Raw genomic sequence first — 18377 nt, forward strand, 5'->3', positions numbered from 1 at the left:
AACTAGGAAACCTTTGCTGATTTAATATAACTTTCTAGTTGTTCCCGGCTGTTGACGAGTCCTTTATGTCTAATGACGCCCTGCGAATCGATGGCATAAGCATAAGGAGTCACTTGAACATCCAGCTGATGGGCAAATTCGGAACTTACTAGAACAACTTCATTCTCGTACTCCATTTGATGGGCGTAATCCTCGGCCAGTTCTGCCGATGAAAATAACATAAGAACCGGCTGTACCTCATATTCCTTTGTCATCAACTGAAAATCAGGCAGAATTTCGGCACATTCTCTACACGTTGGTGAGCCAAATAACATCAGAGCGGGGCTTCCCTTCAGTTCCTCCGTTGACCACTGCCTGCCATCTAAATGAGGGGTTGTGGCTGCCGGAAGCCTCTCGCCAACAGGAATACCGGACTGATTAACGCCTCGCGCGGTCCCCATAATCATGATGCCGAGTTGCCTGAACAAGATGAGATTAAGGATCACTAACGGAACAACGAGCAGCCATAAAATCGCATAGGATACCCAAAAGAATGTAGACATGAGAAAGCACCTTCTACTTCGTTATTTTTTCAACATAGATAGCGGCTATAGCGCGGTAAGCACGTATCGCGTAGATTGCATCCGGCACTCCAACCACACAAACGAGAGCGACTATCATACACAGAAATTCCATCATGAGACCTTCCAGAGATAAAGATAAAGGCAGTTCCTTCATCTGCAGCCAGCGGCTCATGAAAATAAGGAGAGAGATGACAGCTAGAATCCCATTGCCAGCGGCAAGCCGGTAGCTTAGTTTAGATGCAATCTGTGAACCAAAACACCCGCAATCGACCCTTCCATTACGCTGTAAATAATAGATGACACCTGTCCCTTGAATAAGATAAAGAATAGCCAAACTAAGTAATCCCATAGCGGTTGAAATTGTAAAAAGGATTGTAACCGAGATAAACTGCATTACGATTAATAATAGATGCATCTGGGAATTACCTGGGAAATGATGCAGATCACGGAAGATCTTACTCCATAGATAGCTGACTATAGAAAAGAGCATGGGAAGTGTTAGTAATATAGCTATAAGATCATACATGATCATCAGGACTCCTTCGATCTTGGACTAGTTCATAAAGATAAGAATTATGGAACCTATAAGAAGGATGTAAGAAGCGAATAGCCGCATGGCAGTAAGCGCTGTGTGTCTGAACACCCTTTTCTCCAGCATCTGATAGACGAAAGACCTGATAAAAGGAAGACTAAACACCATCCCTCGGACCATTCCAAAACAAAAACCAGCTGCTACACTTAGCCACCAGGGTGCAGAAAACAGAGAGATTAGCACATAACAATGAAATAATACGCCTGCCTGCAAAGTAATAAAGCCCATCCCCAGAATATTTCCCCATAGCGCTGCTGTGCGGTATCCTGCATCTTTAATCCAGACCGACGGTACGATAAAATTACCGGAAGGTAACAGCCCTGCTTTGTTCCACAGCTCAAGTCCAATAAAAAGCAGGAAAATAAGGATAATAACAGGCTTATAATACAAGTCCAGTTGAAATGATTTCAGTAAAAAGTTTGCTCCGCCAATAATTAATCCGGTTAACAAACCGCCAAGTGTACAGAAAAAAATATAGACTACTGCATACTTCATTTTGCTGACCTTTGTACTTTCAAGGCTTCCCAGCACATTTAGTCCACATGTCGTATCCACACTTGATATCGCTGCCGCCACAGCAAAAACAAATAATAAGAAGGACAACAACTTCCCATCTCCCCTTATTTCACATGGTTAATTACTTCCCTTACTCATCGTATGAGCTGTGAAATGAAATTAGCCTTAAATCAGAAAAAAACAAAGCAAGGAAGAAACTAAATGTCCCTTCGTATGCTTTGTTTTGGAATTGTTTTAAAAGCATTTTTAATTTATATATGAGAGTATTATGATCTATTACAAAGGCAAGTGGTTATTTTCCTCATGTGCAGTCGCTTTCTCTTTCGTCTGCCAAAATGACATCGCTGACGATATGAGAAACAGAAACGTCATACCTGAAAACATTACTTTAGCTCCTAAAGCATCCGCCAGTATACCTGAGCCGCTTCTTCCGATCGGTGCAATAAGCCCGCTGACGGTATAATTCACACCATAGACTCTTCCCAGGCGATCATCCGGAGTGTTAGACTGCAAATTCGTGTGAAAAGCAGATCCCGTTAGACCAAAGGAAATCCCGGCGATAAAAATAAAGAAGACAATCCACAGCTCTTCATGAACGAATATCAGGCAGCCAAAGCCAATCGCTTGCAGCAAATACCCTATGCCGAGCAGCTTATATGTACTGAAGCGCAGATACGATACCACCGCATACCCTGCTAATTGTCCTAACGCAAGTGAAGAATAAATCATTCCAATCACGGCAGACTGACGCTCAGCAGATAATAATAAATCTTGGTCTAGAAATAAGGGTAGAAGCACAAAGAAGGGGGAATAAGCTAGTAAGGACAAGCAGCTAATGATGAACAATTGGCGAATCCGTTTCGTTTGATAGACAAATGTAAATCCTTCCACTGCCTCTGTAAAAACAGAAGTTTGCTTCCTTTCGGTCTTGGATATTTGCGGTATATGTAGGAAACTTGCAGCAAGAGAGGCGAATAAGAAGGAAGCCGCATTGATTAGGAGAACGACCTCCATCGGTAACCATGCAAGAAGAACGGCAGCTGCAGCCGGCCCCGCAATATAGCCAAGACTATCTGTCATCCCGATCGTTGCATTTGCGGTTGTGAGTTCATCTTTGGTCACAAACCTAGGAATTAAGGCATTGACAATAGGTTCGAAAAACTGAGTAGCTGCACCTAGTAAGAAGGAAAGGATCGTTAAACTTGTCACGTTCAATGTTCCTGAGTAAGACAGTACAGCCATTGTTATTACAACACCACTGCATAGAAGACTCGAACTAATGAGCAGCATCTTCCGATTCCACCGATCCGATGCTACGCCAGATAGGGATCCAAACAGAAAGCTCGAAAGTGCAAAAGCAGCCAGTACGATTCCGGTCCCAGCTCCAGATTGTGTAATCCCATAAGCAAGCGCAATGACAGCCACAGAGTATACACCATCTCCTAGACGAGAGATCAGCATACCGACAAATGCCCAGAATATATTTCGATTTTTACTCAGCAACGTGATTTGCGGTATATTCAGCATTCTTGGTCCATTCCTCCTGTTCCATTCTTAAAACAAAAAGAGTTATAACATGATCCCGTTCAACTGGAGATGTGCTCTATACATGTCAGAAGCATTAGGCAATTCGTCTTTCTGAGGTCAGCTTTCGTCTAACCATTCTTATGATTAATGATGCTAAGTAAAGAATCCGCTCTCTTATTCCCGTTACGATCTGGAAAAGCAATATGCTTCTGATCAAGCACTTTAACGGATCCCCGCTTTCCTCCTTTCGGAGAAACATCCATCTGTGTTTGGGAATTAGCATACCTAGAAAGAATAAGGAAGACAATTCTAAATAATATTTAATATGTTCGTATATGACATTTACAGATTTTCTGATGATCGCTTCCCGAGACTCTTCAATCTTCATATGAAGTTGTAATACAGATTTCATCTTCCTCTCCCATTGATTGACAATCAGCTGAACTCTTTACTATAGTAATCTGATAATAAAAAAGCACTTTATTACTTGAAAGGAAGAAATCATCATGAGCTTACCTCTGCTTGAGCAAACCCGAACAGCTAACGAGGATTCGTTTGTACAGGGTGTAAAAGACTGTGTCCCCACTTTGCTGGGATATATGAGCATTGGTTTCGCTTTTGGAATCGTAGGCATCTCCTCTGATCTAAGCATTCTTGAAGTCGCCTTATTATCTATCCTTGTCTATGCGGGATCAGCACAGTTCATTATCTGCGCGCTCCTTGTGACAAGTACGCCCGCTTCAGCGATCATATTTACAACTTTTATCGTTAATTTAAGGCACTTTCTTCTGAGTCTGACCGTTGCACCTTATTTGACCCGTTACTCGTTGCCGCAAAACATTGGTTTTGGAGCATTATTAACGGATGAGACATTTGGTGTGGCTGCAAGCCGGATTGCCGGACAGGGTGAACTTCATAATCGGTGGATGAACGGTTTAAATATTACAGCGTACCTATGCTGGATCGCTGCTTGTACGCTAGGAGCCGTTTCAGGTCAGTGGATATCTAATCCTGAAGCACTTGGGCTTGATTTTGCTCTTGTCGCTATGTTTGCGGCTTTATTAGTATTGCAGTTACAATCCACTCCAAAAAACAAACTGACGCACCGCTTGTCCCTAGTTCTGTATATGATCATTTCGATGATTGTTCTCTCTTTCCTGCTTCCTTCTCATATCGCCGTACTCATTTCAACCATTGTTGTGGCAACCATTGGGGTGGTGACAGATCGATGACGATAAGTATGAATATGATTTGGCTGATTCTAGGATGTATGATCGTTACCTTGCTACCACGCATTATTCCTTTTATTTTTGTGCGTAGTGTTCAGATGCCTGAGGTCGTCCTAAAATGGCTTTCTTATATCCCTGTATGCATTCTAACAGCGCTAGTTACCGAAAGTATGCTGCAAGATACGGGCAGCCTGCTTCGTTTTAACTGGCATGTAGTGATTGCCCTCATTCCATCCGTCATTACTGCTATATGGACAAAAAGTCTCTCTCTCACCGTCATTATTGGTGTTGTCTGCATGGCTTTACTTCGTTTCATAATGTAATACATAATGTATAGAATCAATTTCACAACTGTTTGCTTCATTATTAAAGAAACCGTTATATTTACGTAAACGATGTGTAATGTATAAATAACATTTTGTTCAGGAGGGAAAGACATGTTGCACAAAATAGAACTAAATACATCCAAAAGAGATGAAATGAGAGATATTACGCGGGAGGTGCAGTCTTATGTACGTAAAAGCGGGATTCCAGACGGCTTAGCAGTCATCTATACCCCGCATACAACTGCTGGGATTACCATTAATGAAAATGCTGACCCCGATGTGAAGCATGATGTACTTATGAGACTGGATGAAGTTTACCCTTGGAATCATCCAAAATATCGGCACGCCGAAGGCAATACAGCCTCCCATTTGAAAGCAATAACGACAGGAACATCTCAGACGGTTATTATACAGAATGGAGAATTACTGCTTGGAAGATGGCAAGGGATCTATTTTTGTGAATTTGATGGACCACGTAACCGGGACTGTTATATTAAGATCATGGAAGGATAACGTTGTTACATACGAAAGGCAGTGAGGTGTCCTCACTGCCTTTCTCTTTTTCTGAAAAAAAGAATGAGTAGTATTAATACTCAGATCCTAATAACACACATTAATCCGAATATAGTTGTCCGTTAAATGTCTCAGGTCCTACACGTATCGTACCGAGTAGATTTGAGATGACATATGCGGAATAGGTCAACTGAGGAGTGATTGGCGGATTAAAATCTGTTGCAGTAAAGTTAATAATCTGTGGAGCTAATAAGCTGAGGTCAAATGTGGAAGTTGCAGAATATACAATGGGATCTGTCGGTGCTGTCCCTCTCACAATTCTTATCGTAATACCTGCTAAAGCAAGCGGAACCTGTACGGAAATCGTCCCACTGAATACCACACGGGGATTGGCTCCTGCACCAGCAGTTAACAGTCCAATTTGGCCAAACAATTGCGGGGTATTAAGCAGAAGAATAGGGATGGATATCGAGTTTGATGTCGAAGCATTCTGAGATGTTCTAGAATCTATAAATTGGCTCATACGTTCTCTACCTCCTATTTCTAGTGATAGATTATCATATGCTTGGCCTTGCTATTTGGAATAAGCGGTTTTACTAATTATCTATAAGGATCGAATTCGTCTATAATACAACCAAGTCCGAATCGTTAAAGATCCAAAAATGAAAATGACCAAAATACTAAACAGAAACTGAACCATTTGAGATATATCAAAATTTTCAGCCTGTAGTAACTGACTGTATTCTTCTAATTGTAGAAGATGGACGACTACAATAAGTATAGATAAACATGAGTAGGTAAGTGCGACCCGTTTAGCATGTTTCAATTGATGGAATTTATCACTGTAGAGTTGCGGCGGCTTCTCATCCCTGGAATATTCATGACTCCATAAGGTCCATTGCTGAAGATTGAGAGAAGTAAAATAAATCAGCTTCCAACCCGCCTCTTTGTGAAATGTATAGTAATCTTCATTCACATAGTTTTGATAATCTGCACAATAACTTACTTTACGGGGAGTCCCCTTTTTAAAATAAAATGTGGTTCCTGTTTTCCCAACATAATATAAACTCAGCCCATCTTCCTCCATTGTCTCCAGCCATTTTTCAAGCTTATCCGGCTCATAAGTCCAAGCATACCTTCGCTTTACTACGATTTCCCCTGAACGTCTTAGCCGCTTTATTTCATCCCTGCTCGGGCTTTCTTCCTTATGTCTGCTCTCCTGTGAATAAATATTCTCTAGTGAATGATTATTCTCTAGTGAGTAGTTGCTTTCACCAAGCAACCTCTTATTTGACCCCTTTATCTTGGTAATAGAGTAAAACGAAAGTGCCCATAGCATGATTCCCATTCCTGCATAGAGGAAGGTGATAATCCAAAGCGGGCTTTTCACAAAACCAAACTGAACGCTTGAGGATATAGCCAATCCTATTAGCAAGTAGGATAAAACAATTACTGTTAAATAAATAAAGATGCTCCCAAAAAGATACATGATTTTTTTATTATGTTTGATTATGTTTTCACGCACAGGATAGCTTTCAATTTCATTTGAAGGTTTATCATTAGCCGCTACATACCAGTTTCCACTCTGCAAAATCATGGCCCATCCATTACGTGTTAAGAAGCTGGACAATGACTTCTGTTTCATTTTATCGAACCCGATCTTGTATAGCCTTTTTCTCTGTTCTCCTTGCCGGAATATAAAATATCGAGTGAACCGATTAATTTCTACTAATTCATGACCTTTCTCCGACATCGATGAAAGCCATTCCTCTGTTTTCTGCACATCATAACTCCAAAAAGGTTTATATACTTTTATCTTCACTAAAAAACCTCCTGTATTTCAGCGCGTTATTATGTAACTCTTCAAGTCTGCTGATCTCTGCTGTGATAAGCGTCCTGCCTAAATCAGTCACTTCATAAACCGTCTTTCTTTCCTCATCGGCAAACACCGTTATAATGCCATCTTTCTGCATTTTGGTTAACGTTCCATATACCGTTCCCGATCCTAAGCGAATTCTTGAACTCGAAATGTCTTCTACATGTTTCACAATTCCATATCCATGTCTTGGCTCTGCTAAGGATAGCAGAATATAAAATGCCGTCTCTGACATAGGCAGATACTTTTTTAGTGTTTTTTCGATAGCCAGACTGCTTTCCTCCTTTTACTAATACCCATGCAGCTAAAATAAAATGAATATGTCATATCGTGATTGTATCACAGCGTGACATATTATGGATATAAATTACAAAAAATATATATGTTTGGATTTCAATTATAGTGAATCAATTTCGGAATACCTTTAGTTGCTTTACATAAGACTATGTAGATCAAAATAGTTCTATTTTTCTATACAGTTACAAATTTATCGTTTTCATGAGTTATGAAATTGATTCAGTCTTACAATAATCCATGTAGATAACTTCTTTGCATATACCAAAAAGGCTGCTGATTGTAATCAATCAACAGCCTTCTCGGTAATACCCTATTCACTTAAACTTACGCTTGGACTGAAGAAGCTTAACAATAAGCTCTTCCATCTCCTTATCCGGCAATGCACCTGCAAGTGCTTTTTGAAACGTAAGTGTAGCCTTATTCACTTTTTCTTGACCAATCTCTGTCAGCGCCGTATATACACTTCTGCGATCTTCTATACAAGCATGCCGAGCAAGCGCCCCGCACCCTTTGTTCTCAAAGCGAGCTACGAGTCGCGACATAGCCGACTGGCTGAGTCCCACCATGGATTCAAGCTGCTGCAATCGCAACTTCTTCATGGGTGCTTCCGATAGGAACAAGAGCATATAATATTCATTCAGCGATAAATCATGTTTTTCTTGTAACTGTTGTTCAAGTGTATTCTCGATATTCGTTATCATTTGAGTTAGCGACTGCCAGTTCGAGATCAAGTCATTCATAAGATTTGATTCCATATTGTAATTTCCCTTCAGGATAATAAATGAACCCATGCAACGACAAAACAATCAATAACTGTAGTATAGCAAACATTAAGAATGAACACGAGTTACAATACATTCTGTGCTTATTTCAATCGGAATCCCATTTTGTACTGCTCGGGAAGTTCTATTTCTTTTCTTAACTGCTCTGCCGCATTTAAAGTCCAGTATGGGTTCTTAAGCATTGCCCGGCCAACCGCAACAAGATCTGCATCTTCGTTACCAATAACCGCATTCGCAAGCGCAGCATCATCTAGTCTGCCTACAGCAATGACAGGAATATCCACATTTTGTTTGATCGCTCTTGCTAAAGGAACCTGATAAGCAACATGCGTGCCCGGACGTCCTGCTGCTGTAATCTGGCCTTCTCCCCCTGCACTTACATGGATCATATCTACTCCAGCTGCTTTATAAGCTTTGCTGAACTCGATACTATCTTCAATACGATAGCCGCCTTCTACGAATTCGGTTCCTGAGATACGCATAATCAGCGGCATACTTTCCGGCATTTCACTTTTTACTGCACGAATGACTTCAACCGCAAATTTATTACGATCCTGTCCGTATTCGTCCGTTCTTTTATTCGTAAGCGGTGATTGGAACTGATGAATAAGATACCCATGTGCTCCGTGAAGTTCAATCGTGTCAAATCCTGCCTGTACAGCACGACGTGCCGCAAGGCGGAATTTCTCTACCATTCCTTTTACTTCTTCCGTTGTCAGTTCTCTTGGTGTCTTCCATCCCTCATCAAAAGCGATCGGTGACGGAGCGACAGGCGGATTCGCATCCTCCGCTTTACGTCCTGCATGAGCAATTTGGATGCCGATTTTTGAGCCGTAGTGATGAACATCTTCTACAATTTTGGCAAGCGGCGCAATCTGTTCGTCGGACCATAGTCCAAGGTCATAATCAGTAATTCGTCCATCCGGCTCCACATCTGTCATCTCCACGATAATCAGACCCGTACCTCCAATTGCACGGCTAACATAGTGAGTATGATGCCAATCGTTTGCTACTCCATCTTTTTTGGTAACTGAATATTGACACATCGGGGGCATAACCACCCGGTTTTTAAGATCTAATCCTTTAATCTGATACGAACTAAATAAATCTAACATATATACACTCTCCTTTTTTACATTTAAGGTATGAAGAACCGCGTTCCAACAAAAGCTTACAGTCAGTTAAATAATGTATGCACATGCATTAATATGACATGAATGATACTATATCCTTTTTACAAAGTCAATTATTACAAATTTAACCCCTATGTGAATCAATTTCACAAGTCATTAAAACGATAAATTTGTAACGATATATAGACAAATAGAACCATTTTGATCTATATATACCCCTGATTAAAGCAACTAAAGGTATTATGAAATTGATTCATGTTAATAAACAAATTCATTACGTATTGAATCATCACGGGATAAAAAAAGAGCTATCAAATGTCCCTGAGCAGGTACCATTTTTATAGCTCTCATTACACTCTATCTTTTGCATTCTAAACCAATGCGACTTATTCTGCGGAACAAGAAAGTGGATTTTAATAAATTAATAACCAAAGATATAACCCAAGCAGTGTGATAAATAAAGTAGGAATCGTGATGAGAATGCCAGTCTTAAAGTAGGTTCCCCACGAGATCCGGATTCCTTTTGCAGAGAGAACATGCAGCCATAATAGTGTCGCAAGAGAGCCAATCGGCGTTATCTTCGGACCGAGATCGGATCCAATGACATTCGCATAGATCAATGCCTCTTTTATCGTTCCTGTGACTTCTGCTGCATCGATGGCAAGTGCACCAATCATAATTGTAGGCAGATTGTTCATAACAGAAGACAGGATGGCAGCAATAAAACCCATTCCCATCGTCGCTGCGAAGAGTCCATTCTCCACAATAACCTCGATCACCTGTGCCAAAATATCGGTTAATCCGGCATTTTTAAGTCCATAAACAACGACATACATTCCAATGGAAAAGAACACGATGTTCCAAGGTGCACCTTTCACGACTTCTTTTACGGGAACGACTTCGCTTTTCCTAGCTGCTATTAAGAATATCATCGCAATAAGAATGGCTATAAAGGAGACCGGTATACCGATGAACTCACTTGTGAAATAGCCGATCAATAGAAAAGCAAGCACAATCCATGAGATTCGGAATAATCTTACATCTACGACGGCTTCAGATGGATTCCGCAGATGTGCAGAGTCATAGTGCTTTGGAATGCTTTTACGGAAAAATAAATATAACACACCGATACTTGCAGCTAATGAAAACAGATTAGGAATGATCATTCGGCCCGCATATTCAGCAAATCCTATTCCAAAAAAGTCTGCAGACACAATGTTTACGAGGTTGCTCACTACAAGCGGAAGTGATGTCGTATCCGCAATAAATCCACTCGCGATAATAAATGGAAAGATCTTCTTCACATCAAAATGTAAAGCACGGACCATAGCAAGGACAATGGGCGTTAAAATAAGTGCTGCCCCGTCGTTAGCAAAAAAAGCAGACACCATCGCGCCAAGCAAACCGATGTAAATAAACATACGAACACCACTACCATTAGCGGCTCTTGCCATGTGTAGTGCAGCCCATTCAAAGAATCCGATCCGGTCGAGTATTAACGATATGAGAATGATCGCTATAAATGCCAGTGTCGCATTCCATACGATCTGGGTCACATCCCACACATCATGGAAGTCAACCACTCCTGCAAGTAATGCAATCACAGCTCCCCCGCAAGCTGACCAGCCAATCGATAGATTTCGAGGCTGCCATATGACCAAAATCAGTGTTACGATAAAAATAATAATAGGGATAACTACCAAGCCCACCTTACGCCTCCCGCTACAAATTCTTGTTGTCTAATTTTCAGCTAATTAACTCTATGAGATCATTATTATATAGGAATATGATTATATATTACAGAAAATTATTAACCTTTTGGAACACATTCGGATCGTTGTTCGCTGATGCCTTTCTCGCGGAGTAAAGCACTTCCACTGGGAAGTTGTTCGAGGACTGCAGAAATATAAGGCTTATCCTCAATAAATAGAGAGTAATAAATCCATTGCCCGCGTCTTTCCTCTTTTACAATACCGAGAGATTTCAACTTTCTGAGATGCTGACTTATCGCTGGCTGGGACATTTCAAAAATATCAACGAATTCACATACACACCATTCCCGCTCTTGTAGGAGTAATAACATTAGCAATCTTGTTTTATCACCAAGCAACTTTAGACGATCAGCAGCTAAATTTAGTTCTTCTATGTTCATATTTTCATTCCCTCCTTACCCTATTAGAATGAGAATTCGAAAATACTAGATTTGCAATTATGACTAATCATATACAAACCTTTATCACATGACAACTACATAAGGAATGGAATGCCCTGCTGCAAAATACATTGAAAAGAAGTGAACGTGTTAACCAAAATCTGAATAAGTTATTAAAAAAGATAGACAGCCTTTACGTTACTTCTTCGGGATCTTAAACAGGAATTTATTCAAGTCTTGAGGAGGTTGGCAAGGTAATGAAAAATCCAAATACCCCTGTATCTATTTTGACTGTCCCCTTTGATCTTGGAGCGAGTCAGCGAGGAACAAAACTCGGACCAGAAGCCATTTTGAAGGCAGGACTTGTAAACAAACTTCATTCTCTCCAAATGAAACACACGATCCACGAAGTTCACTTCCCCCCTTTTATAGAAGAAAGGTATTCAAGTTCCCCACGATTAAACTATCTAAACGAGAATATAAGGATCCATTCCAAACTTGCTGACGAGGTATACCGTATATCTAAAAATGGAGTTTTCCCCCTTATCCTTGGCGGAGATCACAGTATTGCGATTGGAACGATCAGTGGACTTAGAAAACATTATCAGAATCTAGGAATCATCTGGATGGATGCACATTCGGATTTAAACACGCCCCTCACTACTCCTTCTGGTAATATTCATGGCATGTCTCTAGCGGTTAATCTAGGAATGGGAGATCCAAAGCTTACATCCATTGGCGGCTTAAAATCGACCATCGATCCCAAAGATGTCGTTATCGTAGGGGCAAGATCAATTGATCATGGAGAGAGAGAATTGATTCGTAGAGAAGGTATTACTTGCTTTACGATGCATGATATTGACAAACTTGGTATGGCGCATGTCATGCAAGAAGCCATTCGTATTTCCTCGTCTGGAACAGATGGTGTCCATCTTTCTTTTGATATTGACAGTATAGATCCGCAGATTGCTCCGGCGACAGGTACTCCGGTCCCTGGAGGGCTTAGTTACCGGGAAGTCCACCTTGCTATGGAAATGCTCTACGAATCCAGCATTCTTACTTCAGCTGAAATCGTAGAGAACAATCCCCTTTTTGACGATCATGAGCGTTCTTCCGAGCTCCTTGTCGGTCTTATTGGATCACTTCTTGGTGAACGTATACTCTAAACATAAAAAAGAACAGCGTTCCCCATCGTAAAATGTACCCCTTGTAAAGGACATTTAATAAAAGGTTAGCCAACTTCTTTAAGCTGCTGTCTGTATTTTGCAGGCGGCAGCTTCTTTAAATTCCATTGCCCTCGATAATGATTGTAGTAAATCATGTAGCTCTTAATTTCTTTTTTTACTTCTTCTAACGTTGCACATGCTTTTATATTTGTTTCATCTTTAAAATGCCCAAAGAATGATTCTTGTGGCGCGTTGTCCCAACAGTTTCCTCTACGAGACATCGATTGACCTAATCCTAGATTCTTCACAAGCTTTTGGAATTGCGGATTTGTATAGTGAAATCCTTGATCCGAATGAATAAACGCATCGTTGGTTAGATGACGATGTTTCTTTAGTTGATGAAGTGTGTTTATTGCAATCTTTAAACTCAGCGTAGAAGAGACCTCATAGGCGAGAATTTCATTGGTTTCAGCGTCTTTAATTGTAGATAAATAGGCTCGATTTCCTTTCCCATAAGTTAAATACGTAATATCTGTTAACAGTACTTTACCAGCCAGACCTTGCTTAAATTTTCGGTTTAACTTGTTTTCACAGGATCGATGTTCTTTTGTTGCTTTTGCCATACGGCGTGCAGGATTCGCTTTGCGAATAGGGCAGTAGATATTAAATTTATTCATCACACGACGGATCCGCTTAAGATTGTAGGTGATACCGTATTGATTTTTTAACGTCATTTTGATTTGCCGTGCACCCTTCTTTCTTCCCCGGAAATGGTATGCCTTCAAAATGATTTCTTTTACTACTTCATCTGCTTCATCCTGTTTCTGACGAGCCTGCATTGCTTCTTTACTGAAATAGCGATAATAGCCTGAACGTGAAACATGGGCGATTTGGCAAAGATACCGCACGATACGTTTTAATTGATATTTATCGATGATTTGATGAATCAACTCGAATTTTTGTGTAGTCGTTATGTTTATTTCTTTTTTCTCATCTGCCTTTCGAGTAGATCGAGCTTTTTTAAGAATTCGTTTTCTGCTTCTACCAAGTTCAGCTTTGCTTCTAAGCGGGCATATTTTTCTTCTAGACTTAATTCACGCTCTAAAGGGCGACCTGACGCATGTTTTCTGGCATCTTCTAATCCGATGAGCCCGTGATCTTGATAAGCCGAACGCCAACGATTCGAAGCTTTATGAATCCGTGTAAGACCAAGGGCTCCAATGTCAAAACCAGCCTCCAGAAAAATTTCACTCGGGATTTTTCCTTTGTCATATTCATCAATGAAAAATCCTTTAAATTCTTCTGTGTACGTAATGGCTTTTGCACTCACGTTTTTGACATACGGATTTAATTTTAATTGTGCCTGTTGTTGGTTTGTGAATATTTTCTTTGTCATTTCAGTTACCCCACCGCTCGTTTTTTCTTGATTATAAACAAAAATGCACCCTAATAAGATGACTTTTTTCAAAGTGTCTATCTTATAGGGTACATTTTATCGGGAAGCTGTCCTTTTTAATGTTTATATTATGCGGGATTAGGATCTTTTGTTTTCTTCGACTTTGAACCAGGAAGTGATATTGCTTCCGTACTACCTGTTCCTTGATCTACCGGATACATTTTACGGAATAAAAGTGTCTGGAAAATAAGGAATGTACCGCCTGCCATCCAGTACAGCGGAATTGCTGCAGGTGCACTCATGGAGAAGAATGCCATCATAATCGGTGAAATGTAGCCCATGATGGCCATTTGTTTCTTCTGTTCTGCTGGCATTCCTTGCATAGATATCCGAGATTGGAGCAAGTAAATAGCAGCTACAATGAGTGCCAGAATCATATCTGGTTCCCCGAGTTTAAACCATAAAAACGAGTGACTGCTCATATCCGGCATAAGCCGAATCGCAGTATACACTCCCGAAAGAATCGGCAGTTGAATTAATATAGGCAGACAGCCAATATTAAGCGGGTTAAACTGATGCTTTTTATAAAGTTCCATCATTTCTTGCTGCATTTTTTGCTGACTGGCTGTATCTTTCTTATTCTCATAGCTTTTTTTCAGCGCATCGAGTTCAGGCTGCATTGCCTTCATCACAAGTTTCATTTTCTGCTGTGATTTCGATTGGCGCATCATGAGCGGAAATAATAACAGCCGAACGATGAGTGTCAGCGCAATAATGGCCAGCCCATAACTGCCGTTAAACCATCCCGCCAAATGCTGTGTGATATAAGAAATCGGAAAGACAATATAGTGATTAAAGAACCCTGGTGTTGTACTGCTGATTTCACTCACATTAGAGCTGCAACCCGAAAGTAAAAACACCGCTAGTAAACTTGCTAGTATAGCGTAAATCCGCACCGTCCGTTTTTGAATAGGAAAGAATCCTTTTGTCTTTGTCATGTATATCCTCCTCGTTATTGTGTTTTACATCGTTCAATAACGAGGAGTGGTACTTATCAGAATCATCATCAGGCGATATTTTATATCTTCGAAGGAGCAAAATAACGGATGTTACAAAAATATCGGCATCCGACGGCATCGGTTCTGGAACGTATTCAGGCCACACGGCTTCGCCTTGCACACCCAGTCTACGAAGTTCGCCTGAGAGATGTAACAATGAAATACAAGTAACAGCAAAGATCAAACCAATCGATACTAAATAGGGAATAAAATCATGAAGTTCTTGAAGCTCAAACCATAACAAAAGGATTCACCTCCTTTACCTACTCTTATTATATCCTTTTTACAGATGAATAAAAACCAAAAAAGCAGACACCCCTCTGCTTTGACCCTCAGGAGTTCTCTGCTTTTTACGATTGTATTCATTTTTTATGATGTGAATCTCTATCTCTCTATAATCTCCATCTCTCTACAATCTCTATCTTGCTTACTTCTATTCCTGGTATGATCTCTATTTTTTAATGATACCGGAATGGTCTTTCTACAGTAGGTTCTCCATTTAATACAGTTGGGTTCTCCATTACTATACAGTTGGTTTCTCTCTTAACTTTACATGTGTACCATGCGTAGAAATTGCTCTGTTTCTCCTGCCCCATCATTTACTTCTGCATCAAACAATCCTTGGTCAGCCCAGCAAGCTCTGCACTCCTCTTCTGTAGTACAAAATGTTGCATCTTCACAAGTATAACAGTACATGAGTAAGTTCCGGGTTACTTGGTCATTTTCGATTGTTGCTTTCATTTCTCTCATCTCCTTGTTTTATCTCTTGAATTCAATTTAACATGAGAAGCAGGAATTGTTTGTGATTATTTTCACATTATTAAAAATATCACTGTATTTTTTGAATTTATAAGTGAGACCTCCCGTTATAGAAGCATAACAGAAGGTCTATTCACTATTTAGCAGCTTATATACTCTACTGAATCTTCATTGTCTGATCAGAAGCTTCTCCCGTCATAGGTCCGATATGAAAAGTAAGGGTATCCCCTTTACGTTCGGTAAACCTAATTTGATCTCCAAAAAAAGGAACATCGTTGATTTCCGCATATTCCTGATCTGCTTTACCAAGCAATGTTTTGTAAAGTAACGTCCGTTCACCCGTAGCTCGATTAATATAGGTTAACAATCCCTTTTTATTCGGACGAATAAGAATATACTCTTTGTCCACCGCTTCTACGAAGTATGTATCCTCTTCGCTGCCTAGTTTTTTCAAATCGTATGTTTGAGAAACTTTCCCTGTACCATCTTCAAGTATACGTAATGTATCTCCATCCGTAAGAATAATTTCCTTCTTATTTACAGAAAGAACTGCATTTTCTTCGAAACGATTGAAATACTTCACATAGCTCTGTCTAATGACAGCGCCATTCTTAATGACAACCGTAAAAGTCTGCTTATTCAGCATGGGCTCCCCATAATAATCAGAGATATTCAATATAACAAGACCTTTCGCTGTTTTCGTAAATTGATACACGGGCTGACGATATATTTCTTTTTTAAAATCATAAAGTTGATTTTTCTTTCCCTTTGCGTTGGTTGTAAAAAGTTTGCCATCCTGGCTAATCTCGTACCGCAGTCCACCATAAACGCTGGAATCATTCCCCGAATAGATACCCGTAGCGGATAACTTCTTTGCCAAGCGGTCATATGTCAGTCCTTCTCCCTGCAGTGCGGATACAAGAAAAGAAGCGGGTACGTATATCTCTTGTCCATTCTTAAAAGGAGCGGCTGACATCGTAGTTCCCTTGCCATTAACTACTGCCTGCTTACTGTTTAGTCTAACTGCTACATTCATGGTGGGACTGAGGACCGTAACTCTTTTTCCTGATTGATCTAATGAAGCGGATAATGAAAGATCCTTACTGATCTGCAGAAGCGGCAAATAAGATACCCCTTGCTTGATTACTGCTTTTCCTTCAATAACACTCCCTGAATCTAATACTAGTTCGTAGGAAGGACTTGAAGCAGCAGCTCCTTGTACGGGCTGGGATGTGAATAATAGACTTGCTGCAATAACAGCTGTCCCTATCTTAAGAACTTGTGATCTCTTCATCTACCCTTCTCTCCCTTCATTCTCTGTACTGTAACCATACATAAAACATATAACGTTGTTACGCGAATTTTGTTTCAGAGATTGGGAAAATAAAATAGACTATGCATTTTGTGAATTAAATGCGTAGTCTATTCTTAGGGGCATGATAAGCAATTATGTTAGTTAAATAAATTGCTGTTTTTTAAACGTTTCCTTCCCATTCCTTAAAGAATTGATCTAGGTATTGTTCCATAAACTCATGCCTTTTTTCAGCAAGTTCAATTCCATGTTTGGTGTTCATTAAGTCCTTGAGCTTTAGAAGTTTCTCATAGAAATGATTAATTGCTGTATTTTTGCCTGTACGATACTGTTCCTGTGTCATGTCTTCTCTCGGTTTTATGTCTGGATCATAGATTAAATGTCCTTTAGAACCGGCATATACAAAAGCTCTAGCCACAGAAATCGCACCAATTGCATCCAGCCGATCGGCATCTTGAACAACCTTGCCTTCAAGCGTACTCATAGGCGGATTATGACCGCCATTATAAGACATATTCCCAATAATCTCGAGTACATGCGAGCGATCTTCATCAGATACGTGATGTTCTTTAAGCCATGTGTCTACCTTAGCCATCCCCGCTTCTTTGGAAGGATTCAGTTTCTCGTCTGCGATATCGTGCAAATAAGCAGCCAGTTTGCAGATATATAGATTCGCTCCTTCTGCGATCGCGATTTTCTCTGCTGTCTGAACAACACGGTAGATGTGCCAATAGTCGTGCCCTGTCCCTTCTCCGCTAAGTTCTTTCTTTACATATGCTTCCGCTGCTTCAAGCAAAGCTTCTTCTTGTTGTGTAAGTACCTTTTGATTCATATCCTGTCTCCTGCTCTATACGATTATATACAAGAATAATATAACATTTTGCAGGCGGTATTTGCTTGTTTATGAATCCATAGTTCTAGAGTGATCATGACTGCAGCTAGAAAAAGCATAAAGGCATAAACTAGAGAACGGCAGTGAAGCGTAATGAGGTCACACTTTATTTAGCGGAAGAACATAACGAATTGGAACAATTATTTCATCAGTTGCTGCTAAGGTCACCTGGTGTATCTATGTAACTGTAAATACTTATATTAACTTTTATGGCGGGTCTTATTTTTTAATAGAAACAAAGAGGAGGAACAATAACAAAGCTGCGTTACATACCTGCCGGCATTCGAG

Annotated in this window: 21 protein-coding genes; 4 read left to right on the forward strand and 17 right to left on the reverse strand. The window is 40.2% G+C overall.

Translation table 11 applies throughout. The features are described 5' to 3' along the window. Positions 1 to 2: 2 nt before the first annotated feature. The 4 genes from QPK24_RS14445 to QPK24_RS14460 form a co-directional block, all read right to left on the reverse strand. A complete protein-coding gene (locus tag QPK24_RS14445) occupies positions 3 to 542 on the reverse strand; it encodes a TlpA family protein disulfide reductase (protein ID WP_285742236.1) in 540 nt (179 codons plus the stop codon). 13 nt (positions 543 to 555) lie between these two features. Beyond that, the gene (locus QPK24_RS14450) at positions 556 to 1089 is read right to left on the reverse strand and encodes a MauE/DoxX family redox-associated membrane protein (RefSeq protein WP_285742238.1); all 534 of its coding nucleotides are present in this window, start codon (positions 1087 to 1089) and stop codon (positions 556 to 558) included. Positions 1090 to 1116: 27 nt separating this feature from the next. Next, a complete protein-coding gene (locus QPK24_RS14455) occupies positions 1117 to 1758 on the reverse strand; it encodes a hypothetical protein (RefSeq protein WP_285742240.1) in 642 nt (213 codons plus the stop codon). Positions 1759 to 1947: 189 nt separating this feature from the next. Beyond that, on the reverse strand, positions 1948 to 3198 hold the full coding sequence (locus tag QPK24_RS14460; protein WP_285742242.1) for an MFS transporter: 1251 nt from the start codon (positions 3196 to 3198) through the stop codon (positions 1948 to 1950). A 506-nt stretch (positions 3199 to 3704) separates the two neighbouring features. Here QPK24_RS14460 and QPK24_RS14465 point away from each other — a divergent pair. From QPK24_RS14465 to QPK24_RS14475, 3 genes are all read left to right on the forward strand, one after another. Further along, positions 3705 to 4430, forward strand: coding sequence for an AzlC family ABC transporter permease (locus QPK24_RS14465; protein WP_285742243.1), 726 nt, complete (start codon positions 3705 to 3707; stop codon positions 4428 to 4430). Next, positions 4427 to 4750 (forward strand): AzlD domain-containing protein, encoded by a 324-nt coding sequence (locus QPK24_RS14470; protein WP_285742245.1) that lies wholly within the window; start codon positions 4427 to 4429, stop codon positions 4748 to 4750. The genes QPK24_RS14465 and QPK24_RS14470 overlap by 4 nt, the downstream gene beginning before the upstream one ends. Before the next feature lie 114 nt (positions 4751 to 4864). Next, entirely contained in the window at positions 4865 to 5266 is a 402-nt protein-coding gene (locus tag QPK24_RS14475; RefSeq protein WP_285742247.1) for a secondary thiamine-phosphate synthase enzyme YjbQ, read from the forward strand. Between the two features lie 100 nt (positions 5267 to 5366). Here the strand turns inward: QPK24_RS14475 and QPK24_RS14480 are convergent, their stop codons facing one another. The 7 genes from QPK24_RS14480 to QPK24_RS14510 all read right to left on the reverse strand — a co-directional run bounded on the left by QPK24_RS14480 (position 5367) and on the right by QPK24_RS14510 (position 11500). Next, positions 5367 to 5789: a hypothetical protein gene (locus QPK24_RS14480; protein ID WP_285742249.1), complete on the reverse strand. Its 423-nt coding sequence runs from the start codon at positions 5787 to 5789 to the stop codon at positions 5367 to 5369. Between the two features lie 81 nt (positions 5790 to 5870). After that, positions 5871 to 7088: a DUF2812 domain-containing protein gene (locus QPK24_RS14485; protein WP_285742251.1), complete on the reverse strand. Its 1218-nt coding sequence runs from the start codon at positions 7086 to 7088 to the stop codon at positions 5871 to 5873. Continuing rightward, on the reverse strand, positions 7069 to 7377 hold the full coding sequence (locus QPK24_RS14490) for a PadR family transcriptional regulator (RefSeq protein WP_285742253.1): 309 nt from the start codon (positions 7375 to 7377) through the stop codon (positions 7069 to 7071). Before QPK24_RS14490 ends, QPK24_RS14485 begins: the two co-directional genes overlap by 20 nt. Positions 7378 to 7753: 376 nt before the next feature. Further along, positions 7754 to 8194 (reverse strand): MarR family winged helix-turn-helix transcriptional regulator, encoded by a 441-nt coding sequence (locus tag QPK24_RS14495; RefSeq protein ID WP_285742255.1) that lies wholly within the window; start codon positions 8192 to 8194, stop codon positions 7754 to 7756. A 110-nt stretch (positions 8195 to 8304) separates the two neighbouring features. Continuing rightward, positions 8305 to 9336 carry an NADH:flavin oxidoreductase/NADH oxidase gene (locus tag QPK24_RS14500; RefSeq protein WP_285742257.1) on the reverse strand — a complete coding sequence of 344 codons (1032 nt, stop codon included), beginning with the start codon at positions 9334 to 9336 and terminating at the stop codon, positions 8305 to 8307. Between the two features lie 431 nt (positions 9337 to 9767). After that, complete coding sequence (locus QPK24_RS14505; protein ID WP_285749331.1) at positions 9768 to 11057, reverse strand: arsenic transporter; 1290 nt, start codon at positions 11055 to 11057, stop codon at positions 9768 to 9770. 107 nt (positions 11058 to 11164) lie between these two features. Continuing rightward, positions 11165 to 11500, reverse strand: coding sequence for an ArsR/SmtB family transcription factor (locus QPK24_RS14510; protein WP_285749333.1), 336 nt, complete (start codon positions 11498 to 11500; stop codon positions 11165 to 11167). 263 nt (positions 11501 to 11763) lie between these two features. Here QPK24_RS14510 and rocF point away from each other — a divergent pair, with 263 nt between their 5' ends. Beyond that, a complete protein-coding gene (gene rocF / locus QPK24_RS14515) occupies positions 11764 to 12672 on the forward strand; it encodes an arginase (protein WP_285742259.1) in 909 nt (302 codons plus the stop codon). A gap of 65 nt (positions 12673 to 12737) precedes the next feature. Here the strand turns inward: rocF and QPK24_RS14520 are convergent. From QPK24_RS14520 to QPK24_RS14545, 6 genes are all read right to left on the reverse strand, one after another. Next, positions 12738 to 14068 (reverse strand): IS3 family transposase gene (locus QPK24_RS14520; protein ID WP_407083019.1). Its coding sequence is split into 2 segments (ribosomal slippage): positions 12738 to 13684 and positions 13684 to 14068, totalling 1332 coding nucleotides; the frame shifts between segments, so codons are not numbered across the junction. A 128-nt stretch (positions 14069 to 14196) separates the two neighbouring features. After that, entirely contained in the window at positions 14197 to 15066 is an 870-nt protein-coding gene (gene yidC, locus QPK24_RS14525; protein WP_285742261.1) for a membrane protein insertase YidC, read from the reverse strand. Continuing rightward, on the reverse strand, positions 14960 to 15370 hold the full coding sequence (locus tag QPK24_RS14530; protein ID WP_285742263.1) for a hypothetical protein: 411 nt from the start codon (positions 15368 to 15370) through the stop codon (positions 14960 to 14962). Before QPK24_RS14530 ends, yidC begins: the two co-directional genes overlap by 107 nt. 305 nt (positions 15371 to 15675) lie before the next feature. Then, positions 15676 to 15867 (reverse strand): hypothetical protein, encoded by a 192-nt coding sequence (locus QPK24_RS14535; protein WP_285742265.1) that lies wholly within the window; start codon positions 15865 to 15867, stop codon positions 15676 to 15678. A gap of 175 nt (positions 15868 to 16042) precedes the next feature. After that, positions 16043 to 17179 (reverse strand): stalk domain-containing protein, encoded by a 1137-nt coding sequence (locus QPK24_RS14540; protein ID WP_285742267.1) that lies wholly within the window; start codon positions 17177 to 17179, stop codon positions 16043 to 16045. A gap of 181 nt (positions 17180 to 17360) precedes the next feature. Further along, positions 17361 to 18029: an HD domain-containing protein gene (locus QPK24_RS14545; RefSeq protein ID WP_285742269.1), complete on the reverse strand. Its 669-nt coding sequence runs from the start codon at positions 18027 to 18029 to the stop codon at positions 17361 to 17363. Between the last annotated feature and the right edge of the window lie 348 nt (positions 18030 to 18377).

The sequence above is a fragment of the Paenibacillus polygoni genome (assembly GCF_030263935.1).
In the GTDB taxonomy this organism is placed as follows: domain Bacteria; phylum Bacillota; class Bacilli; order Paenibacillales; family Paenibacillaceae; genus Paenibacillus; species Paenibacillus polygoni.